At 32.9% G+C, this 25,206-nt stretch carries 13 protein-coding genes; 10 read left to right on the forward strand and 3 right to left on the reverse strand.

Annotated features, from left to right (window positions below):
* Positions 1–15: 15 nt before the first annotated feature.
* Genes DFQ06_RS15665 through kduI form a run of 3 tightly spaced genes read right to left on the reverse strand, consistent with a single transcriptional unit; the run spans position 16 to position 2,850 of the window.
* The gene (locus tag DFQ06_RS15665; RefSeq protein WP_133968758.1) at positions 16–1,191 is read right to left on the reverse strand and encodes a DUF4861 family protein; all 1,176 of its coding nucleotides are present in this window, start codon (positions 1,189–1,191) and stop codon (positions 16–18) included.
* 16 nt (positions 1,192–1,207) lie between these two features.
* Entirely contained in the window at positions 1,208–2,002 is a 795-nt protein-coding gene (locus DFQ06_RS15670) for a gluconate 5-dehydrogenase (protein WP_042506450.1), read from the reverse strand.
* Between the two features lie 5 nt (positions 2,003–2,007).
* Positions 2,008–2,850, reverse strand: a complete 843-nt coding sequence (gene kduI / locus DFQ06_RS15675) for a 5-dehydro-4-deoxy-D-glucuronate isomerase (protein ID WP_042506448.1) — start codon at positions 2,848–2,850, stop codon at positions 2,008–2,010.
* A gap of 126 nt (positions 2,851–2,976) precedes the next feature.
* Here kduI and DFQ06_RS15680 point away from each other — a divergent pair, with 126 nt between their 5' ends.
* The 10 genes from DFQ06_RS15680 (at position 2,977) to DFQ06_RS15725 (ending at position 25,082) form a co-directional block, all read left to right on the forward strand.
* Positions 2,977–3,993 (forward strand): LacI family DNA-binding transcriptional regulator, encoded by a 1,017-nt coding sequence (locus tag DFQ06_RS15680; RefSeq protein ID WP_162857681.1) that lies wholly within the window; start codon positions 2,977–2,979, stop codon positions 3,991–3,993.
* A gap of 18 nt (positions 3,994–4,011) precedes the next feature.
* Positions 4,012–4,983, forward strand: a complete 972-nt coding sequence (locus tag DFQ06_RS15685) for a type I phosphomannose isomerase catalytic subunit (protein WP_133968762.1) — start codon at positions 4,012–4,014, stop codon at positions 4,981–4,983.
* 278 nt (positions 4,984–5,261) lie between these two features.
* A complete protein-coding gene (locus tag DFQ06_RS15690; protein ID WP_162857682.1) occupies positions 5,262–9,461 on the forward strand; it encodes a hybrid sensor histidine kinase/response regulator transcription factor in 4,200 nt (1,399 codons plus the stop codon).
* Between the two features lie 547 nt (positions 9,462–10,008).
* On the forward strand, positions 10,009–12,312 hold the full coding sequence (locus tag DFQ06_RS15695; protein WP_159140094.1) for a fasciclin domain-containing protein: 2,304 nt from the start codon (positions 10,009–10,011) through the stop codon (positions 12,310–12,312).
* A gap of 20 nt (positions 12,313–12,332) precedes the next feature.
* Positions 12,333–15,587: a SusC/RagA family TonB-linked outer membrane protein gene (locus DFQ06_RS15700; RefSeq protein WP_133968765.1), complete on the forward strand. Its 3,255-nt coding sequence runs from the start codon at positions 12,333–12,335 to the stop codon at positions 15,585–15,587.
* A gap of 22 nt (positions 15,588–15,609) precedes the next feature.
* Positions 15,610–17,064 carry a RagB/SusD family nutrient uptake outer membrane protein gene (locus DFQ06_RS15705; RefSeq protein ID WP_081959323.1) on the forward strand — a complete coding sequence of 485 codons (1,455 nt, stop codon included), beginning with the start codon at positions 15,610–15,612 and terminating at the stop codon, positions 17,062–17,064.
* A 10-nt stretch (positions 17,065–17,074) separates the two neighbouring features.
* Positions 17,075–18,727, forward strand: coding sequence for a fasciclin domain-containing protein (locus tag DFQ06_RS15710; RefSeq protein WP_042506438.1), 1,653 nt, complete (start codon positions 17,075–17,077; stop codon positions 18,725–18,727).
* Between the two features lie 26 nt (positions 18,728–18,753).
* The gene (locus tag DFQ06_RS15715; RefSeq protein ID WP_133968767.1) at positions 18,754–20,277 is read left to right on the forward strand and encodes a fasciclin domain-containing protein; all 1,524 of its coding nucleotides are present in this window, start codon (positions 18,754–18,756) and stop codon (positions 20,275–20,277) included.
* A gap of 37 nt (positions 20,278–20,314) precedes the next feature.
* Positions 20,315–23,431 carry a SusC/RagA family TonB-linked outer membrane protein gene (locus DFQ06_RS15720; protein ID WP_159140095.1) on the forward strand — a complete coding sequence of 1,039 codons (3,117 nt, stop codon included), beginning with the start codon at positions 20,315–20,317 and terminating at the stop codon, positions 23,429–23,431.
* 40 nt (positions 23,432–23,471) lie between these two features.
* Positions 23,472–25,082 carry a RagB/SusD family nutrient uptake outer membrane protein gene (locus DFQ06_RS15725; protein WP_042506435.1) on the forward strand — a complete coding sequence of 537 codons (1,611 nt, stop codon included), beginning with the start codon at positions 23,472–23,474 and terminating at the stop codon, positions 25,080–25,082.
* Positions 25,083–25,206 lie beyond the last annotated feature (124 nt).

The raw sequence follows: 25,206 nt of genomic DNA on the forward strand, positions 1-25,206 counted from the left end.
GAAATAATGTTGAATTTATTTATTCAAAACAACTTCTAAAGGTGTGTTAATTTGTTTAGAAAACATATCTAAATAAGCTTCCCATTCTTGGCTGTTTTTAAATTGGTTGCTCTCGCTCCAAGTAAAGCCAGCGTAATAAACAACTTCGTTATTTGTAACTTTTAATTCGGCGTAAGCGTTACTTAAATCCTTTTGTTCGGTATCATAAGTTTCGTAACCTAAAAATGTTCCTTTAGGAGCTACAATAGCTGTTGCTAATTCGGTTTCAAAGTGTGGTTGCCAGTAGCTTACCCATCCATTATCATCACTTCCAGTAACTTTACCATCTTTTTCATGTAGCGTTAAGCCAGCATAAATAGTATCGGTACCTTCAATGCTTGTTGTGAATTTCGAGAAGTTGTTTCCTAAATCTAAACTAATAGTTTTAGATTCTTTTATCAACTTGCCGTTAGCACCCCAATTTGCATATTCTAAGTGAAAACTAGTTCTAAGTGGCCCCGTAGTAATGGTGCGCCATTGTGTGTAGTTTTTAGAGAAATAGTAAGTTGTATCTGCTTTTACGGCAATACCACCAACACCTCTACTAACACCTACATGGAAATTATCGCGACCTTCCGGAGAAGCTTCATGATAAGCGCCAGGTTTAATAGCGTTCTTTTTATACCAATTGTTGATAATTGGATATTCAACTTTTTTTAACCAAGCATCTACACCACTAGAAAGTGTGCCTCCAGGTGTACCGTCTTCAATCATTTTTTGAGCAACAGGCCCATAAACACGGAAGGCTACTTTATTGTTTTCCCAAGTATAATCGTCTGTACGTTCTGGCACAAAACGAGAATAACAAAGTTCTTCAGCTTTTGGCTGTTCGGCTTCTGTTATGGTAACAATTTCAAACGTTTTTTCTGAATTTGCAGCTATTTTAGGTTGAAATAAAATCTCGTCCATTGTGCCGTCTCCATCATTATCTACCGTTTGAGTTACTTGTAAAGTTCCGTCTTTGGCATCACGAATTCCAACCGTTGTAAGATCGGTAACGTTTAAAAATGCTTTTGATAATTCAACAGTTTCAAAAGTTTTTTCAAAATCTAAAGTGTTTTTAACAACAATAGATTTTATGTCTTCTTTTTGATTACATGAAGAAAGTATAGCGGCACAAAAAATACCAGCTAATATTTTATTTCTTTTCATAAATACTGAATTTAAATTAATCTTCGTTTGAAGGTTTTCCGATAGTCGCTAAAATACCACCATCAACATAAACCACTTGCCCGTTAACAAAATCACTAGCTTTTGAACTTAGAAATATTGCTGCACCTTGCAAATCTTTTGGGTCTCCCCAACGTGCAGCAGGTGTACGGTTAATAATGAAATCGTTAAATGGATGACCATCTACACGAATTGGAGCGGTTTGCGTAGTAGCAAAATAACCAGGTCCAATACCATTAGTTTGTATGTTATGTTTAGCCCATTCGGTAGCCATGTTTTGAGTTAGCATTTTCAAACCACCTTTTGCAGCTGCATAAGCACCAACAGTACTTCTGCCAAGTTCACTCATCATGGAGCAAATGTTGATTATTTTGCCTTCTTTACGTTTAATCATGCCTTTTACAACATGTTTAGACATAATAAACGGACTTACTAAATCTACTTTAATTACAGCTTCGAAATCTGCAACTTCCATTTCTTCAAGAGGCGTTCTTTTAATAATACCTGCATTGTTTACAAGAATATCAATATTGCCAACTTCTTTTTCTATAGCTGCAATGTTTTTAATAACTTGAGCTTCATCTGTAACATCAAAAAGGTATCCCGAAGCGTTAATGCCTAGAGATTTATAATGTTCTACAGCTGTATTTAGTTTGTCTTGCGACGATGCACCGTTGATTACCAAAGTGGCACCCGCATTACCTAAACCTTCAGCCATGGCTTGTCCTAAGCCGTGAGTACCACCTGTAATAAGGGCTACTTTTCCTGTTAAATCGAATAAGTTTATAGACATTTTTATTATTTTAGTTCAGTTATTTTACAGTGATCCATATCTCCGTAGTCTAAGTTTTCACCAGCCATTCCCCAAATAAAAGTGTAGTTACTAGTTCCAGATCCAGAGTGTACAGACCATGCTGGAGAAATAACGGCTTGGTTATTTTGCATCCAGATATGACGTGTTTCTTGTGGTTGTCCCATAAAGTGACATACCGATTGTTCTGCAGGTACATCAAAATAGAAATAAACTTCCATACGTCTGTCATGCACGTGTGCAGGCATCGTATTCCAAACAGATCCTGGTTTTAATTCGGTCATTCCCATTTGTAATTGGCAAACATCTACAACGCTATTTACAATATACTTTCTAAGTGTTCTTGCATTAGCAGTTTCAGGTGCACCTAATTGTACAACTTCTACATCGTTAATTCCAATTTTTTTGTTTGGATATGCTTTGTGAGCAGGTGTAGAGTTTAAGTAAAATAAAGCAGGTTCGTTAGCCGATTTGCTAGCAAAAACAACCTCTTTGTTACCTTTACCAACATATAATGCTTCGCGGTTATCTAATTCGTAAACAGTTCCGTCTACGGTAACAGTACCAGAACCACCAATGTTAATGATTCCTAATTCGCGGCGTTCTAAAAAGTAATCGGCCTTTAACGGATCGATAGCTTCTAACGTTAAAGCTTCTTTTACAGGAACAGCACTTCCAGAAATAAATCTATCATAGTGAGAGTACACCAAATTTACTTCATCTGGAGACATTAAGTTGTCAATTAAAAATTCGTCTCTTAATCTAGTAGTATCATACGATTTAACATCTTGTGGTGATGCTGCGTAGCGTACTTCATAATTGGTTTTCATGGTATTTAGTTTTTATATATGATTTTATAACTTTTTTAACGATGTAAATATAATAAATAAAATCTAAATACAATCGATTGGATTTTGTTATATTTGTGAACGCTAAACTTAATTTTCAATTTACTATTGAATAACAAACCCACCATACACGACATTGCCAAGGCTCTAGGAATTGATAGTTCTACCGTATCAAGAGCCTTAAATGATAGTCCACGAGTAACTCGTGCTACAAAAGATAAAATTTTGGCTAAAGCTGAAGAATTAGGATACCAACGTAATATGTTGGCGTCTAATTTGCGAAAAAACATTACTAACACTATTGGTGTTGTGGTGCCAAGAATATCTCGACATTTTTTTTCGTCGGCCATTCAGGGTATTGAAGAAACGGCCTATTTAGCTGGTTATAATGTTATTATTTGTCAATCTCTAGAGCAATTAGAACGCGAGAAAAAAATAGTTGGCGGTTTACTTGCAAATAGGGTAGATGGTTTATTAATTTCGGTGTCTATGGAAACCATGAATTACGACCATTTAGAAGCTTTAAAAAATAGTAATATTCCGCTTATATTTTTCGATAGGCATTGTGATATTCCTGGCTTTAGTAATGTGCTAATTGACGATTTTAAGGGCGGTTACGATGCTACACAGCATTTAATATCAAAGGGCTGTAAGCATATTGCACATTTCTCGGGACCGCAGGAATTAGAAATTTATAAAAATAGATTTGAAGGCTACAAAGCAGCTTTAAAGAGAAATAATTTAACCTTTAAAGAAGAATATGTTATTAGCTCTCGACTTATGGAGCAAGATGGTTATATTAGTATGCGAAAATTATTAGCAAAAAAACTGCCTATTGATGCCGTTTTTTGTGCTAATGATTTATCGGCTATTGGTGCCATGAAACACACCAAGGAGTTGCAAATTAAAATACCCGATGCTATTGCTTTTGTTGGTTTTAGTAACGAGCCTGTTTCTAGTGTTATTGAGCCATCGTTAACCACGATAGATCAATCTGGATTTGAAATAGGGAAAATAGCTTCGGAGTTAATGCTGAAGCAAATTTTAACTAAAGAAACCCCTCAAAAGGGACAAACCATATTAATAGATACTCATTTAATAGAAAGAAATTCATCTAAAAAATAACTTTTAAACACAACTATAATGAAACTATATCCATTAAAATTCGAACCGCTATACAAATACAGATTATGGGGTGGCGAAAAATTAAAAACACAACTTAATAAAGAGTATACAGAAAGTAGTATTGGTGAATCTTGGGAAATTTCGGATGTAAAAGGCGATGAAACTCAGGTGTTAAATGGCGAGCTTAAAGGGCAAACGCTTAAACAATTAATTAATACTTATAAAGGTGATTTTGTTGGTGAAGCTGTGTATAAAGCTTTTGGTGAAGATTTCCCGTTACTCATTAAATTTATTGATGCAAAAACACCATTATCTATACAAGTACACCCAAGTAATGAGTTAGCAAAAGAGCGTCACAACTCATTCGGGAAAAACGAAATGTGGTATGTTATGCAAGCCGATAAAGATGCAGAACTTATTGTTGGTTTCGAAAAAGAAATTAATAAAGAAGAATACCAAAAACATTTAGAAGATGATACAATCTTAAATGTTATGCATCACGAAACGGTTGCAAAAGGCGATACGTTTTACATTCCTACAGGAAGAATTCATGCTATTGGATCTGGTGTTTTATTAGCTGAAATTCAACAAACCTCGGATGTTACTTACCGTATTTACGATTATAATAGAGTAGATGCTACAACGGGGAAAGAGCGTGAGTTACACAACGATCAAGCTTTAGATGCTATAGATTTTACTTACCATAGCGAGTTTAAAACAAGTTATGAAACTAAGGCGAATACGGCTAACAAATTAGTACATTCTCCTTATTTTAAAACAAACTTTATAAAAGTTGAAAACGAGTTAGAGAAAGATTATTCTAACCTAGATTCTTTTGTAATTTATATGTGCGTTAGCGGAAGTTTAGAAATTAGCCATGCCGATGATACTTATGCATTAAACACAGGAGAAACGATATTGTTGCCAGCCACTGTTAATGCTGTTAAAATTACTGCTTCTCAAGCCGATTTATTAGAGATTTATCTTTAATCTTTCTAGACATTAGTTAAAAATAATATTAGTAAAGCAAAGTTTTTTATATTAGTGAAAAACTTTGCTTTTTGCTAATATCGTAAAAACGACGTGATCACTTTATTTTAAAATGATTTCCGTTTTATGTTCTCATTCTAAAGAGTATTTTAGATTGAGCAGGCCTGCACAGTTTCGGGTAAATAACCTCCATATTTTATTTTAGCTTGAATACAAATTAGTAAAAGTTTTGTATTCAATAAATTAATAACAGTTAGTTGTTGAAATTTCAAATAAAAATGAATTTTAAAAATTATTTTATTGCTTTATTCTGTTTACTAACAAATATTATTGTTGGGCAGAAGAATAATATAAAGTTTGAAAATTTAGATACATTTAGTGGACTTTCAAGCAGTACGTGTACCGAAATATTTCAGGATAAAGCTGGTTTTTTGTGGTTCGGAACTATTGATGGACTTAATAGATATAATGGTTATGAATTTGAGATTTTTAGATCTGTTTTAAATGACAATACATCTATTAGTAATAACAGAATTAATGCTATTGAAGAAGATAACGAAGGGAATTTGTGGGTTGGAACCAATAATGGGCTTAATTTATTTAATAAACAGACTAATAAGTTTATTAGAATAAAACTGTATAAGCAGCTTTCTTTATCAAATAGTTCGCAAAAAATTATTAATGATTTGCTGTACGACAGTATTAATAATACACTCTGGGTTGCTACCAATATTGGTGTTATAAAAATTCAGCTTTATGATTATAATACTAATGAAGATAATTTTAAGTTTTCATATTACATAAGCGATCAAAGTAATTTAAAATCTATTGATAATAATAAAGTTAATGTTCTTTTAAAAGATAAAGATAATACGATTTGGGCTGGAACTAATGGGCAGCATTTAAACCGATATAATAGAAAAAACGATAACTTCGATCGTGTTTTAATTGATAAAAAAGAATCTTACGAGTTAAACCACATTACTAAAAAAGTATTTATTGATGCCGATGGCGATTTTTGGATTGGTAACGATTTATCTAACCTCATACTTTGGAATACCAAAAATAATACGTTTAAGCACGTATCTTTAGTGGATAAAAGTGTGCCTATTTACGATATTTATCAGGATAAAACAGGTTTGTTTTGGGTGTCTACCGATGTTTTTGGTTTGTATTTATTCAAAAAAGAAAATGACGATGTAGAAATGCAACGCCATATTGTAAATAATTTTTCCGATCCGTTTTCATTACCTAATAATAAACCTACTAAAATATTTGAAGACAGAAAAGGTATTTTCTGGATAGGCAGTTACGATGTTGGTGTTAGCAAGTTAGATCCGTCTAGTTATTCCTTTCAGCATTATTACTATAAAGCCAATAAGGCCGATGGTTTAAGTCAAAAAACAATACAATCTGTTTTGCAAGATTCCAAAGAACGAATTTGGATAAGTGCATACAATGGCGGCCTAAATTTGTTTAATGAAGAAGAGAATTCGTTTGAGCATTTTAGTAGTTTTTCTAATGATACAAGTGCGCTTAGCTCCAACAAAATATTATATACTTTTGAAGATCATGCAGGTTTTATTTGGGTTTGTACCTTAGATGGTGGCGTTAATAAATTTAATCCGGAAACGGGTAAAAGTGAAGTGTTTTTACACGATGCTAATAATACTAAGTCTATTGGGCAAAGTTCTGTTTGGAGCGGAGTGGAAGATGCTGAACATAGAATTTGGTTCGCTTTAAGAAACGAGGGTTTAAGTCTTTATAACCCGAAAACTAAACAATTTAAAAATTATAAAAGCACCTACGATTCTGGTAATTCTTTACTTAGTAACTCTATCATTAGTACGTTTATAGATTCAAAAAAACGCTTGTTTATAGGTACAGAACTGGGGTTAAATGTAGTTGAATTGAAAGCCTTAGGTGAGTTTATTCCCAATGATATCGATTTTATACCTGTTAACGTTTCTGGATTAGTGGAGGTTAGGGTTAGTACTATTACAGAAGATCATGGTAATAATATTTGGGTAGGATCAGATAGTGGTGTTTATAAGCTTGATGCTAATTTAAATTTGGTACAGTCATATTCTTCGCAAAATGGACTACCAAACAATTTGGTTGTAGGTATTAAGGAGGATGATAATTTTAATATTTGGATTACTACAAAGAGTGGCTTGTCTTTACTGAATCCCAAAACACATCAAATTGTAAATTACAATACGCACGATGGTTTACAAGGCGCAGAATTTCAAACACAATCTATAGAGAAAACTACAGACGGCCGTATTATTGTTGGTGGTTTAAACGGTTTTAATATTTTTAATCCAGATGATATTGCCATTCCTGCAGCTGTAGATTTAAAACCACAAATAAGTAAGCTGAAGTTAAATAACAGAGTTGTTTTTGCAGGCGACTCAATACATGATAGAGTTTTATTAAACAAAGGTATTTCGGAAACTAAAGATTTAACGTTAAAGTACAAGGAGAATTATGTTTCGTTGGAGTTTGTGGCGCTTTATTTTGATAATCCAGAGCAGGTTAAGTATGCTTATCGTATGCAAGGTCTAGATAGCGACTTTATTAATTTGGGCTCTAACCGTGTAGTAAACCTATCGAACTTAGAATCTGGAACATATAAATTTGAAGTAAAAGCGACCATTAATGGGCAATGGGATGCTGCTAAAACAACCTTTCTAAATATAAAAATTTTACCACCTATGTGGCGTAGTTGGTGGGCTTACCTTATTTATATTATTATTGGAGCGTTAATTATTCGTTTCTTAATGTATTATTATGAGCTTAAAGTACAAGAAGAACAAGAACACGAACTAGATCAAATGAAACTACAGTTCTTTGTAAATGTATCTCACGAGTTTAGAACGCCATTAACATTAATCCTGAATCCGGTAGATAAAATATTAGCAAATTTTAGTGATAATCCTGAGGTTGTAAAAACATCGGCATTGTCTATTCAGCGAAGTGCTAGACGATTACTTCACTTGGTAAATCAGTTGTTAGATTATCGTAAAATGGATGTTGGTATGGCTCCGCTTCAATTAGAAAAAGGAGATGTTGTTAAGTTTAGTGAAGATATTTTTTCGCTTTTTAAAGATTTAGCTTTCAAAAAGGAGATTAATTATAACTTTATAAGTACTTCAGATAAAATTGTTTCACTTTTCGATTTTGATAAAGTTGAAAAAATAATTACAAACTTAATTTCGAACGCTATAAAATTCACCAATAGTGGAGGTGATATAACCATAACAATTAATAAAATTAACACAGGTAGTAGTAATTCTAACTTTTTGAAGTTGGGTAAAGCTAAATCTACCGAGTATGTTGAAATTATAGTTGAAGATACTGGTGTGGGCTTAGATAAGGAGCAAATGCGCCGAATTTTTTCGAGGTTCTATAATTTGGATGCTTCAAAAGCCGGTACAGGTATTGGGTTAAACTTTACCAAAGGTTTAGTGGAGTTACATGGTGGTGAAATAGATGTAGAGAGTAAGCATAAAAAAGGAACCAAGTTTATTGTTAAACTACCTTTAAATATCGATGCTAAGCCAGATGATGTTGAGAATGTTAAAAATGAATTTTTAATAAACTCAATGAAGGCTGTTGAATATGATATGTTAATCTCGAACGATCATTTACCAAATGTAAAACCAGATTCGGTAGACGATTACAATGGTGACGATTCTAATAAACCAATACTGCTTATTGTTGAAGATAATAAGGAACTCCGTGTGCATTTAAGTAGTGATTTAAGAGATCAATACATTATTAAAGAAGCTGTTAATGGTGTCGATGGGTTAAAGAAAGTGCATAAATATTTGCCAGATTTGGTTATAAGTGATGTTATGATGCCTAAAATGGATGGTTTCGAAATGTGTAATTCTATAAAATCCGATTTAGAAACCTGCCATATACCTGTAATTTTATTAACTGCTAAAACCTTGGTTGAGGATAGAATAGAGGGTTACGAGCACGGTGCAGACGGTTATATATCAAAACCTTTTGTTACCGATGTATTGAAAGCTAGAATTAATAACTTGCTTGAGGCGAAGAAAAGATTGCGACAACGTTTTTCTGAAATTGGAGGTATATTCCCGTCTAGTGAGGTAACCTCTAATAATCTAGACGAAGCATTTCTTGATAAAGCCACCAAAGTTATTATTGAAAATATAAGTGATATAGATTTTAAACAAGGCGATTTACTGGCCGAAATGGGGATTGGTCGATCTCAGTTCTATAAAAAAATAAATACGTTAACAGGAAGTAACCCAAGTAACTTTATTAGGACAATACGATTGCGTTATGCTGCTGAGTTGTTGGTAAAAAACAATTATTCTATAAAAGAGGTATCTCACATGTCCGGTTTTAATTCCACAGCATATTTTAGTAAAACCTTTAAGGAATTGTTTGATGTAACACCAAGTCAGTTTATTGAACAAAAGGAAAAAGAAGGAGAAATGTAAGCGTTTCGAATTTATAAATTAATAATGTGAAATCTCAGATTAAGTTTTAATCTGAGATTTTTTTTGTTAAAAACAATAGAATATTCTTACTTATATTAGGAGGTAAAAAGTGAGGTAATTGCTCATTGTTTTATATGGTCTGTAATGCTAAAATTTAAGTATTTTATTAGTTTGTTAAACGTTTAAGCAAAATTAAATACTGTATTCTGTTAATTTGATAATTATGCTTATGGTTTTTTAAGAATAGGTTAATGTGGTAAAAATAATACTGTAGGATTTTACATAAAGCCTAGTGTTTATAGGGGTAAAACGGTATAAATGAGCAATAATTTATCTCTAAATAGCTATAATTTATATACTTAAAGGGCATTGTTTTATAAGTTTGCATTAACAAATAGTTAACATTAATTAACAAATTTTAGTATTTGCTCTTTAATTGCTGTTTCTCTTTAATTTAAGCTAAAACCAAGTTTAAATGTATTAACCGAACCTAATTAAATAACTAAACAATAATTCTAAATTAACTACAATTAATATGGTACAAAAAATGAAGCATAGAAATGGTATAATTATATTATTTATAATTATGGCCACTTTTGGGTGTAAGCCCGACCCGCTTGAGTATGCACGTCCCGACAATTTGGCTGGTACAATTTACCAACAATTAGAGTCCATGGGGAATTTTACTTATTACTTACAGGCATTAGATCAAACGGCTTACAAAGAACCATTGGTAAAAGGTGGTTCTTGGACAGTTTTTGCTCCAACAGATGAGGCTTTCGAGGCTTATATGACTGCTGAAGGAATATCTAGTATAGAATCTATTTCACCAGAAAAAATATTAGATATCGTAGAGTATTCAATTATAATTGATGGTTGGAATACTACAACGTTAACTTATTTTCCAAATCGATTTTATTTAGGTCAAAGTTTTAGACGTAGAACGCAATACCAAAGACCTAATAGAACGTATAATACCGATACTTTACAGCATATATTAGATTGGGATAAGTTAGAACCTGGTCAATATGTGGTAGAAGAAAGTAATGGTAGATTAAAAACAACCAATTATTTTATTCAATCTTATTTAGATACTTGGGATGTTCAGCATTCGGATTACGAGTTTATGTTTCCAGATGAAACTTTCAATGATGGCGAAATGAAAGTATTTGGTGCTAATGTTACAGAACAAAATATTGTAGCAGAAAATGGGATAATTTATGCTTTAGATAAAGTATTTGAGCCTAAAAAGAGCATGTACGAAAACCTTTCTTCTCCGGAGTATGGCGATAAGTATTCTGGTTTTAAAAGAATATTGGAACGTTTTGCTTATTTGAGATACAACAGAGACGAGCTAAATGAGGAAACAGGGGAAACAGAGCAAATTTACAGATTTGTATTTTCAACAGGAATAGAAAATGATTATCTACCCTTTAATGTTGCAGACGAGAATTATGCAACTAATATCGATGGAACTCTAGCACAAGCTTGGGGGTTATTAGTGCCAACAAACGAAGCTTTAGAAAGTTATTTAACTAGTAATAGTATTTTGGGAGAGTTTTATAGTTCTTATGATGAAATGCCTTTAGATGTTTTAGGGAAATTTATATCACCTTTTTTCTTTAATGATTATTGGGATATATGTCCAAGTTATTTTGGTCAAAGTTATGATACAAGCTTAGGTTTAGTAGATTATAAAGCGGAAGATGTTGTCGACAAAAAGTTTTGTAGCAATGGTTTCTTTGTAGGGGTAAATACAGTGTATACAAATAATAGTTTTGGAACAATAATGGGGCCTTTATTATTAGACCCTAATTACTCTATAATGCTTCAAGCAGTTCAAGATCTTAGAATAGATACAGCTTTACAAAGTAATGCAGTGCGTTTTTCTATTTTAGGTGTAAGAAACGATCAGTTTGTCGATATTGCAGATCCAAACAGTGCAACACGTAGAATAACAGTACGTACAGATCTTGATTCTTATGATCCTACTGATGTGTCTGTAATTTATATGGATGTAGAAGGTGATCCTGTAGGAGCTAATAACCGTACGTATCCAGATCCAGATGCAACGTCTCCAAGTGCAGCAGATATAGCTTATGTTAGAAAAACAATAGCTGATATTGTTCTTAATCAAATTGTCGATGAGGATATAGATTTTAATGCTAACAATTACTACCAAGCAAGAAGTGGCGAGTTTATCTACGCATCTGCTGGTAATTTAGCACAAGGAGGTGGAGATATTCAGGATATGGAATCTGCTCAGGTTGAGAATATCCAAGTTACTGATAATGGAAACTTTTATGAAATGAGTGCTATTATAGATATGCCGTTAAATTTCACTTACGGTACTTTAGTAGAGAACTCTGCGAACTTTTCATCTTTTATAGAGGTATTAGAAAGTGCAGATGCATTAATTACCATTGTAGGTTCGGAAGATAAATTAATTAACTTCTTAAACTTACAAAGAACGTTTACATTATTTGCGCCTAACAACAGTGCTGTTGCACAAGCTATTAGTGATGGTGTTATTGTAGACCCTAGCATAGTAAATGGGTTGGATGATTTAGATAAGGCTATAGCAAAAAGAGATCTTTTAAACTTTGCTAAAAAGCACTTTATACAACAATCGTTACCTACCGATGGTAAAATCACAGGAACTTTTCCTTCTATGTATTATAGTAAAATTGTCGATTTTGCTCCAGTTTACGATCAGTTTTCTGTTGTAAATACAACAACATCTGTTTCTATTACAAATGAAGAAACAGGAGATACTGTAACAACTGGTAGTATGACAAATATATTATCAAAGAGAATTATAATACACGAAACGAATAATTATATAAAATAATAAAACTAAAAGTTTTTAATATGAAGGATAAATACAGGTCATATTCATATGTCTTAATGGTAGTTTGTGTATTGTTTTCGGCGTTCAGTCTGTCGGCACAAACGCAAATAAGCGTATCAGGAACCGTAATCTCAGAATCAGATGGTCAGCCATTAACAGGTGCAACCATTGCAGAGAAAGATAAAAATAATCGTATTATTAATGGTGTTGTAGCCGATTTTAATGGTAATTACGCTATTAAAATGCATGATGCTAATAACGTGCTAACCTTTTCTTATATTGGTTTTATTACTAAGGAAATTACAGTTGGAGGTAGAACAACAATTGATATAGGATTAAAAGAAGATGTAGCAGAGTTAGATGCTATTATTGTAAGAGGAACAAAAAAAGTATTTACTGGTGAGTTTGAAATGGATAAGCGAAGAATTGCTACAGCCATGGAAACTATCTCTACCAAAGAAATTAGTGAAACAGCATCATCGGGTATTGTAGATCAATTGCAAGGTCGATTAAGTGGTGTAGATATTGTAGCTAATTCTGGAGATCCAGGAGCCGGTTTATCTATCCGTATTCGTGGTACATCATCATTAAATGCTTCTTCAGAACCACTAATTGTTATTAACGGTGTGCCTTTTGAAACACAAATTGATACTGGGTTCGATTTTTCTACAGCCGATGAAGATCAATATGCATCAATGATTGGGGTATCTCCAGATGATATTTCTGAAATTTCAGTTTTAAAAGATGCAGCAGCAACGGCGCAATATGGGTCGCGTGCAGCAAACGGTGTTTTACTTATTAAAACAAAACGTGGGGCAAAAGGTAAAGCTAGATTTTCTTATAGTTATAAAGGAAGTACATCTAAGCAACCAGACGGAATACCAATGTTAAATGGAGATCAATACTCTACATTAATTAAAGATGAATTAATTGCAACTAATACTAATTTAGCAGATAGTAACCCAATAGCATACAATCCAGATTACGAGTTATACGAGTTGTATAATAAAAATGTTAATTGGCTAGATGAAATTACACAAAGAGGGCACACTAATGAGCATTTCTTAAGTGTATCTGGTGGTGGAGAAAAATCATCATACCGTGTATCTGGAAGTTATAAAAATCAATTAGGGACAACAGTTGGTAGTGCTTTCAAATTATTTACAACACGTGCTATTTTAGATTATAATATTTCAGATAAAATTACTATTGCTTCCGAGCTTTCTTATAGCCACGGATCATTAGATCGTTCTTATGCAAAAGATAATAGTTTAGGACAAGCTAACTTAAGATCTTTAGCATTGGTAAAAATGCCAAATCAATCTATTTATCAAGTTGACGAAAATGGTAATTTAACCGATCAGTATTTTACACCAGAAAATTCTTTTCAAGGTAATGGTGTTACTTATTACAACCCAGTTGCAATGGCGAGGTTGTCTAGAAACAATACAGAAAATAATAGAATTACACCGGTTTTTAGATTTAGTTATAAACCTAATAAGCATTTCGATTTTAGATCTATTATTTCATTTGATATTAATGTTGATAAAAAATCTCAATTTGTACCAGAAGAAGCTATTGGGGCAGCATGGACAAATTCAGGAGCAAACAGATCAACTTTTGATGATGGTGAGTTTTTTGTAATGCGTACAGATAATAAATTAATTTGGATGCCAGAATTAGGTGAGAAACATTCGTTTTTATCAAGTTTTTCTTTTCAAACATTCGAAAAAACAAGTCAAGGATATGTATCTGTTGCTAGTAATAGTCCAACAAGTGATATACAAACACCTATTGCAAATATTAGAATTGAAGGTTCTGGAAATTCTTTAGAATCTACATTCGAGCAAAACACAACGCTTGCAGCCAACTTTGCTTTTAACTATCAGTATTTAGATCGTTATATTTTAAGTGGAGGTATTAGATCGGAAGGAAACTCTAAATTTGGTAGTAATTACCGAAATGGTACTTTTCCAAGTGTTGCTGCAAAATGGATTTTATCTTCAGAGCCTTTTATGGAAAGTGCAGATTTTGTGGACGAAATAGGTATTCGTGCTAGTTATGGTGTAAACGGTAATTCGCCAGGTACAAACTACGGTTCGTACAATACTTACACAACGTATAACTATACATATTTAGATGAGCCTGCTGTAATACCAAGTAGTATGGAATTAACAGATTTACGTTGGGAAACTGTTATTCAGAAGAACTTAGGTGTAACCTATTCATTTTTTAATCGTAGAGTTAGTGGTGACTTAGAATTCTATCAAAAAGACACCAAAGATTTATTAACTAAAAACACAGCTATACCAACAACTTCTGGTTTTTCTAGAATACCTTATTTAAACTTAGGTGATATTAGTAACCAAGGTATTGAGTTTAGTGTAAGAACCAAAATTATAGATAATGAAGATTTTGGATTAGATTTTAATTTTAACGTAGCTCGTAATAGAAACGTAGTTAAACGTATTACAGAAGCTCAAGTAGCAGAAGCAGGAAACCCTTTAACAACTGGACCTGGAGGGTATTTAAAACGAATTCAAGAAGGTAACCCAATTGGTTCTTTTTATGGCTACCGTTATTTAGGTGTATTTAGTTCTCAAGAAGATTTAGTAGCACGTGATGGTAATGGAGATATTATTTACGATCTTAATGGAGAGCCTAAAAACTTAGTTTTTAATAATGGTAAAGAGTTTCAGCCAGGTGAAGCCATGTATGAAGATGTTAACAAAGATGGAAATATCAACGAACTAGATGTAGTATACTTAGGAAATGCAAATCCGTTATTATTTGGTGGGTTTGGACCTAATATTCGTTATAAGAACTTTCAACTTAATGCATTTTTCAACTTTAGATATGATCAGAAATTAATGAATATTGCACGTATGAATACGGAAAGTATGGACGATTTTGATAATCAAAGTACAGCGGTTTTAAGACGTTGGAGATTTGAAGGTGATGAAACAGATATACCAAGAGCTATTTTGAATAGCCCTGTTAATACTTTAGGGTCTGATAGGTTTATGGAAGATGCTTCATTCTTAAGAATGAAATACATTACACTTAGGTATAATTTACCAAAGCCTTTTATTAACAAGTTGAATTTTACAAATGCTTCAGTTTATGTTACAGGAACCAATTTATTAACTTTTACCAAGTATTCGGGAGTAGATCCTGAAGGAGGAATTAGTAACGATTGGCAAGAGTTAGGTTACGATGCGGAACAAACTCCAAGATCGAAACAAATAACCGTAGGTATAAATCTATCATTTTAAATAGCATTAAAGTTAAGATATTATGAAAAGACACATAATTAAAATATTTATAATGGTTCCGATGATTTTTGCAACACTATCATCGTGTAGCGATTATCTAGATCTAGAACCAAAAGACAACTTAATTCAACAAGAATTTTGGAATAATAAAGAGCAAGTAAGTTCTGCAGTAGCTGGGTGTTATGCCTCTATGAATCAATCTGGGTTTACCGATAGAGTATTAAAGTGGGGAGAACTTAGAGCAGAAATGATGGTTTCTGGTAGTGGAGGTTTAGAGAATATAATGAGAAATTATATGATTCCTTCAGATGGATTAACAAACTGGAGTAACTTCTATGCTACTATTAACTACTGTAATTTAGTTTTAGAGTTTGCCGATGGCGCTCAGGAGCAAGATAAAACGTTTTCTATAGAAGAATTAAACACATTTAAAGCAGAAGCTATTACTATTCGTTCTTTAGCATATTTAATTTTGGTTAAAAACTTTAAAGAGGTGCCGTTAGTATTAACAGCAACATCAACAAACCAAATCGATTTTTATCCAGCAAAAAATACAGAAGAAGAAATTCTTACTCAAATTATCAATGATTTAACTTTAGCAGTAGAAGATTTAAACTTAGGGTATGCACAATCTGCAGCTCATGATAAAGGGAGAATTACAAAAGGAGCAGCACTTGCTATTCTTGCAGATGCTTATTTATGGAATGAACAGTACACTGAGTGTATTGACGCCGCACAAGAATTAATAGATTTAGGTCGCTATAGTTTAGTTAATGGTGAAGAGTGGTTTAATAGTATCTTTTTTGAAGGCAACTCAGATGAAGGTATTTTCGAACTTCAGTTTAGCGATATTTCAGCAACGCTAAGAAACTCATTCCAAGTAAGTAATCTTAATTATGTAGCATATCAAGGAATTAACGAATTGTATAGAGAGTTTCCAGATGATATTCGTGCGCATTTAGGAACGTATGATAGAGAGAATTTTGCAGTTTTTAAATATGCAGGTGTAGATGAAACTGGCGAATACCGTGGTAGTGATGAGTATTATAACAATTTTATATTCTATCGTTATGCCGATGTTTTACTTATGCAAGCTGAAGCTTATATTTTATCTGCTGATAAAAAGAATTTAGATATGGCTTATCAACTTATTAACGATGTGCATATGCGTGCAGTTTCTGCACCTTTAGATGTTTCGAGAGACGAGTCTAGTTTATTAAATGCATTATTATTAGAACGCCAAAAAGAGTTTGCATTCGAAGGAAAGCGCTGGTACGATTTACTGCGTTTTGCACGTCGTGATAACTTTGCAAATCAAGAACTTATTTTAAGTTTAGTCGATTTTAAAGCTGGTGCAGATGATTATGAGCAGATTTTGAGTTATTACTCAGATCCAGATTCATACTTTTTACCAATTTATCAAAATGAAATTAATTTGAATGATAATTTAGTGCAGAATCCATTTTACGAAAACTAAAACTAAACTTATGAAAACTAAAAAAATAATTAATTGGCTTGGAGGGCTTTGCATGTTTATGCTAATATTAAATAGCTGTAATGATCCTCTTGATGGAACCACCTTTTTTACAACAGATGGTGAAACTACTGATATGACAATTTCAGAGGTATTAGAAGCTAACCCAGACAAATTTTCTATGTATGTTGAAATTCTTCAAAAAACAGAATTTTACACCGCATTAAGAAGTTATGGAAGTTATACGTGTTTAGCACCTACCAATACGGCTATAAAGGCATTCTTAGAAGAGCGCTTTAATGTAAGTACTGTTGCAGAATTAACTTCGGAAGAGCAAATAGAATTTTTAAAAATATTAGTTAAGTTTCATACGCTACCAACGAGTAGAACCACAAGTAGTTTTATAGAAGGGCGATTGGCCGATACAACTTATACTGGAGATTATCTTACAACGTCTTACTTATTAGGAGGTGGTATTGCTAATGTGCAGATTAATAAAGAAGTTGGTTTAGATCAATACGATATTCGTACAAATAATGGAACTATACATGCGCTTACAGGAGTTTTAAACCCTTTTATTGATCCCGTTACTGTTGTAATGGAAAAGGCTGGTAAGCATACTATTTTTATTGAAGCTTTAAAGCAAACCGGATATTATGATATGTTTTCTCAATACTTTAGTGAAACAGGATCAAAAAATAATTTTACAATTTTAGCAGAATCAGATGCTGTTTATGCTGAAGCTGGTATTAATTCTTTTCAAGATTTGGCAGATTATATCTCTCCAGGAGATGTAAATTATACAGACGAGCTAAATGAGTTAAATAGGTTTATGGCTTATCATGCAACAGAGAGTTTCTTGTATTCTGCAGATTTTCCAGAAAACTCTTTTATTAGTACAATACTTCCTAAAAATGCTATAAAATCTTTTAAAACAGATAAAGAGCTTAGAATTAACGAAACAGAAACGGGTGTAGATGATACATGGACGTCTTTAATTTCTGAAGACAGCAATTTTCCAGCGAAAAATGGAGTATATCATACCGTAGATAAATTATTAACCATATTTATTCCTAAAGCAAAACATGTAATCTTCGATTTTGGAACAGGTTTACCAGAAGTACAAGCCGGTAAAATTGGTTTTAATTCATGGTTTGATTCTACAGAATTCGAATCGCTTCGGGTTTTTCCAGCAACACGAATTAGAATTTTAAGACAAAGTAGAAATGCTGCTTATGATGCAGGAACTGTATTGAATTTAGGTTCTGTAACATGGATTGAGTTTGATACGCCAGTACTTCCTAAAGGGAAATATGAGCTTAGAGTATGTGGAAACCAAGGAAATAATGGTAGGCCAATATTCCAAACCTATTGGGATGGACAACCTATAGGGTCACAATGGGATATGAGATCTAACCCAAGTGAATTAGGTATAGGATGGCCAGATGAAGATTCTCTAGAGTTAAGAGAGCGTGGTTATGTAAGAGGACGTGCTGATATTTTTGATAATAGCGGTAACTCTGCTTACGATTTAGCGAACTGGGCAAGGTTTATTGTAATTGATGATTTACTTATGCCAGAACAACAAAGTCACGTATTGCGTTTTGAAACAATACGATCAGGAGGTATTCCTATTGATTATATTGAGTTTGTACCGGTTGATTAATAAAAATAAATAATAAAGAACTTATAATGAATAATAAAAATAATTTCATAATTAATCTAGGTCGCATATGTGCCGTTCTTGTTATCCTTGTAGCATTTAGCTGTAAGGAAGATGCCTTGGACGACCATTATGGACAAGAAGATCAAAGGTTAGAATCTAGTATTTTAGAGACGTTAGCTACCGATGCTAACTATTCAACCTTTTTAGAACTGGTAAAACAAACAGGTTTTGAAGAGTTACTTAGCTCATCTCAAGCTTTTACAGTATGGGCACCAAGTAACGAAGCTTTAGCATTGGTACCTGCCGATGTATTAAACGATCCAGATGCATTAACACAATTAATAGGAAATCATATTTCTAGATTCTCTTACGGCTCAACCATAAATGAAAACCCTGTATTTGTAAAAATGCTTAACGATAAATATATCGAGTTTTCTAATGTAGATGGGCAAGTTACTTTTGGTGATGTTGATTTGTTAGAAGCAGATTTGCTAACATCAAACGGTATCCTACATAAGGTGTCAAGCGTGTTAAGCGTAAAACCAAATATTTGGGGATTCCTTAATGACAATGTAGAAGAATTTCCGGTCTTAATGGAATATTTTTCTCAGTATAACGAAGTTCTTTTTGATGAAGCAAAAAGTGTTAAAACAGGAACTAATACATTAGGCCAAACGGTTTACGATTCTATTTTTAGCGCATCAAATACACAATTTAAAACAATAGGAGATTTAAGTTCTGAAGAAGATCGTTTTACTTTTATAGGTTTAACCGATGATGCTTATACAGGGATTTACGATCGTTTTAAAGAGTATTATAAATTTCCAATTGAAGATTCTGTAAAGAGTAATACAGACAGAACAATATTTAGCAACTTAACATTTCCAGCTTTTGAACAAGCAGATTTAGACGGATCGTTGCTTTTAAATACGGTTGGTAATTTTGTAACGCTAGACGCTAGTTCTATAACGGGTAATGAAGCATTAAGTAATGGCAATGTGCTTTTAGTTAGTGATTTAAATTATACTCCAGAAAATGTTATGTATAAAATTATTGGATATGAGGTAGAAGATAATAAAAGAAGAACTATAGGCGATTTGTCAGACTTTACAGTAGTTCAAAATTTTGATAGAACAGCATCAGGATCATTTACTAATACAGTAAGCTTATTAGCAAATCCAGATGCGAGTAATAGTAATAATTATTTTGAAGTAGCATTTAGTAATGTGTTATCTGCAAGTTATAATATTCAATTACGATTTACTCCCGTAGGAGCATCTCAAGATACTAAGTTGAGGTTTGAGTTTAGCTACACAGATGCTGATAAAAATGTAATTGTAAACGAAATTGGCCCATTAGTAGTAAGTAACCTTGAAGATGGTGTTGTTACCATTGGTGATACTTATGATATTCCTGTGTTTGTTAATGACGAGGTTGATAATGAGTACTTTGTGAAGCTTAAAGTTATTGTAGATGTGAGTGAACCAGAACTACTGTTGTACGATCGTAAGTTTGGTCTAGATTTTATAGCACTAACGCCAGTAGAGTAAGTATTTTAACTAAAAAATAAACATGAATTATCTGATTATGATGAAAATAAAAAATACATATTCCCTGCTTTTCATTCTATTTTTCGGAATTATTTTTGCATCGCAAGGACAAGAAAAATCGAATAAAATAGTTACGGGAACGGTCCTTAACGCTACTAATAAAGAGCCTTTGGCTGGCGTTAATGTACGAGCGGGTAATTTTTCCTCTGTGCTTACAGACGAAAAAGGTACATTCTCGATAAAAGTTCCAGATGGTAGAGCTACACTTATATTAAGTAGCCAAGAGTTTCAAGATAAAGAGGTTGCCTTAAGAGGAAGATCTAAAATTGAAATTAAAATTAATAAAAAGGATTTCAATACGTATTATACAGACGTAAATACACCACTTAGAGCTAAAAGTAACTCATCTGTAGTAGGAGCTATTTCTGTAAGAGAGGGCAATATTGCTACAGCACGTGAGTCTGCAGCAAATATGATTACGGGTAACGAAGTAAGCGGTATGCGGAGTATTATGCGTTCTGGAATTCCGGGTATTGGTTCTAATAACTTTATTAGAGGGTACAATACTTTAAACAGTTCTACACAACCTTTAATAGTTGTAGATGGTATGATGATTGAAACAAATACGTTTAATAATAATTCTATTATTAGAGGGTATAGTTACGATCCTTTATCAGATATAAACCCAAAGGATATTGCAAATATTACAGTAATTAAAGATGCGGCTTCAATCTACGGATCTAGAGCTGCAAATGGAGTAATACTTATTGAAACTAATAAAACGGATGATGTTACAACTAAAATAGATTTCTATGCGCAAGCAGGTTTAAATATTTCTCCGGATAATATTAGAATGATGAATGCAGATCAATACAAAACGTATTTATCTAACCAATTAAATAATTCGGGACTTTATACTAATAGCGAAATAAGTAATTTACCTTATTTTAATGAAAGTACATCTTTTCAAGATTATGAAAAATATCATAATTCTACCGATTGGCAAAAACAAGTATTCGATGATAACTATGTTAATGAGTACTATTTAAAAGTAACCGGTGGTGATGAGATTGCTAAATATGGTTTATCTGTTGGTTATTCTACTAACGGAGGTGTAATTTCTAATTCAGATTTCGAGCGTTTTACAACACGTTTTAATGCCGATACAAACATTACAGATAGATTATCTTTATCTACAAACTTAAGTGTAAGTTATACAGATAGAAGTTTGTATGACGATGGTTTGTTAAGCACATCTCCAATATTTTCAGCGCTTAATAAATCGCCATTTTTGGCACCTTATACAGAGAATGCAGATGGTGTAGTAACCGATGTTTATCAAGATGTTGATGATATTGGTGGCTTTAGTAACCCTGTAGTTATTACAGATGTTGCAACGTTTGTTGCAAAAGATTATAATCTTTACGGACAATTAAACTTCGGTTATAAAATTTCAGATAAATTAACGTTGAGTTCTTTATCTGGTGTTAATTATATTAAAAACAGACAAAATGTTTTCTTACCAGATTTAGGATTGTCTGAAGAAACTAACGATTTTGGTGATGCTTTTTATCGTACATCAAAAGTAAGTGTAGAGAGTTTATTTTCTGTTTATAACGATACACGATTAAATTATAAATTAAACGTTGATAATATTCACGATTTCTCAATAAACTTAGGGGTACGTTACAACCAAAATGATTATGAGAATTCATACTCTATTAGTGGTAACTCTGGAGACGATCAATTTACATCACTTAATAATGGTAATAGAGATACGTTTGTTACTTCTGGTAATATTGGTAACTGGAAATATGCATCACTTTATGCTAATGCAGATTATTCGTTTTTAAATAAGTATTTTGTGAGTTACAACTTAGCTTTCGATAGTTCATCTCGTTTTGGAGATGCTAAATCTACCGGTATTTTTCCTGGTCTAGGAGTGGGGTGGTTAATTTCTTCAGAAAACTTTATGGCTAACAATAATCTTATCGATAAATTAAAACTTAGAGCAAGTTATGGTTTAACAGGTAACGATGGTATTGGAAACTACAATGCAGAATCTTACTTTGTGTCTACTAGATTTTTAGAAGGAACAGGACTTATTAATGGTAACATTGCCAAAAGTTCTATCCGTTGGGAAGAAACAACTAAGGCTAACATAGGTTTAGATTTAGGATTGTTAAACGAACGCGTATCTGTAAACTTAGATTATTTTAACAATGTTACAGATGGTTTATTAAACCAAACTAGTATTAGCCCAGTTTTTGGTAGTGAAGGGTTCTTGTCTAACGATGGGAAACTTAAAAATAGAGGTTTCGAATTAGGGATTAATGCACGTGTTATTAATACAGATAACTTTACTTGGGATGTTGGAGGAAATATTTCTCAATATAAAAATAAGATTATCTCATTACCTGGAGATCAACAGATATATGAAATCGCTGGTGTAAACGCCACAATCATTAATAAAGAAGGTAGTGCGTTAGGTTTATTTTACGGTTACAAAACAGATGGTATTTATAACAATGCTACAGAAGCTTCAACCGAAGGTTTAAACTGGGTAGATTTTGCAGGGTTCGAACAACCATTTGCAGCAGGTGATGTTCGCTTTGTTAACAGTGATGCTTCTGATAACGTGATTAATGAAGACGATCGTGTAGTAATTGGTAATCCTAATCCGGATTTTACAGGTATGGTTTACAATACATTTACATATAAAAATGTATCCTTATCGGCTATATTTTCATTCAGTCAAGGAAACGATGTTTACAATGCACAACGTTGGCAAACAGAATCTATGTCTGGTTTAGCTAACCAAAGTGAAGCGGTAGCAAACCGTTGGACCGTAGCAAACCAAAACACAAATATACCTCGTGCGGTTTATGGTGATGCTGTTGGTAATTCAAGGTTTTCAGACCGTTGGATAGAAGATGGGTCTTACATTCGTTTAAAAACCTTGTCATTATCTTATAGTCCAGACTTTTTTAATGCAACAGTTTTCCTTACAGCAAATAACTTATTTACAATTACAGATTATTTAGGGTTCGATCCAGAAGTAAGCTCGTCTCAAACAAGTTATTTACAAGGTATCGATGCAGGTTTAACACCACAATACACTTCAGTTTTAGTTGGAGTTAGAGTAGGACTATAATTTTTGTATAATAGATTCAAAATAAAAAAAATAGATATAAATGAAACAATATAGAAATATTACGTTCAGCATACTTTTCGGATTAACGCTTTTAACCTCTTGCGAGAGTTTGTTAGAAGTAGAACCTGAAGAAGTATTGCTTGCCGAGGATTACCTTGGCGACGATCAAATAGATGCTAGATCGGCATTGTTTGGAGTGCTTTCTCAATTGCAAGGCGTTGTAGGGCAATATGTAGTGCTAGGCGAGTTACGTGCAGATTTAGTAAATGTAAACGCAAACTCTATTGATGAGCTTCAAGAAGTTAACAATCACAACATAAGTGAAGATAATAGTTATGCAGATTTAACGACTATGTTTTCTATTATCAATAACTGTAATTTTGCTTTAGAAGGTATTGATACGGATGCTTACGAAAATCAATTATTAGATGATTATGCTTCTATTTTAAGAATTAGAACATGGGCGCAAATGCAAATTCTAATTAATTACGGAAAGTTACCATATATTACAAAACCAATTAGAACGAGTGATGAACTGGATGATACTTACCCTTTATTATCAGTAGATCAAGCTTTGGATCAATTAATTTCTAATCTAGCTGAGGTTGAAGGTGTAGAGAATGTAACTAAATATGCAGGCTCTTTAGGGTTTTCAATTTTTGACATGATTCCTGATCAAGATATTCTTTTGGGTGACTTACATTTATGGAAAGGAAACAATACGCTAGCAGCAACGAGATATAAAGCATTTTTAGATAAAGAGGCTTTACAAGGTGTTTTATACTTATCTGGATCTAATTCGGTAACAGTTACAAAATCGGGGGAATCTTACAGTTGGGTAAGCCGTTGGTTAAACATATTCGGAGAAACCGTTAGAACTAGTGAGGTTATCAATTATGTTGGTTTTAGTGAACAATATAGACAGCCTAACAATAGCTTTACGGTAGTGACAGATCAATTATCGGCGTCATTATCAATTATATATAATTGGGCAGATCAATCTGTAGGGTTTGAAGGTGAGCCAAAGATCGAAGGAATAGATACAAGAGTTAGTAGCTCAGTTGATGCTTTTAGTGATTTACTTCCAATTAAAAAATATCAATACGATTATTTTACATGGAATAGAGCAGCTAAAGTATATTTAAGATATGCAGAGGCTATTAATTACGCAGGACATCCAGAACAGGCTTTAGCGATTTTAAATGGTATTTTTAATAATCCTGATGTAGACCCTGTTGATGCTCCTATTTTTGAAAACGGGGAAGCTTATTTAAATTTTGATATAAACACCTATTACGCAACTAATTCTAGTGATGAGCCAATTTCTGGATACTTAGGGGTTCGTGGTCGTGTAGGTATGGCTCCGGTAGGTTTAGATATCGATGTAACAAGTGCTAGTGCTATCGAGCAAGTAGGTGCGTTAATTCTTAATGAGGCCGCTTTAGAGTTGGCTTTTGAAGGAAACAGATGGGAAGATTTAGTTCGTTTTTCACGTAGAAGTAACGATCCAACAATATTAGCTAATGCTGTTGCAAATAAGTTTGTAACTGCAGGAGAAAGTGGAGCAGCAGCAACTGTAGGTCAAAAATTATTAAATCCAGAAAACTGGTATTTACCATTAAGTATTCCTGACAACTTTGTGTCGCAGTAATACATGGGAAGATTATATTATTAGCTTAATATTATTGTTATTTTTTTTTAAAGGAAAAAACTCCAAGTGCTATACTTGGAGTTTTTGTTTTTATATACAGCAGTAGTTTTACTTGTTTTAAAAT

Origin of the sequence: Algibacter lectus (genome assembly GCF_004368925.1) — a bacterium.
In the GTDB taxonomy this organism is placed as follows: Bacteria; Bacteroidota; Bacteroidia; order Flavobacteriales; family Flavobacteriaceae; genus Algibacter; species Algibacter lectus.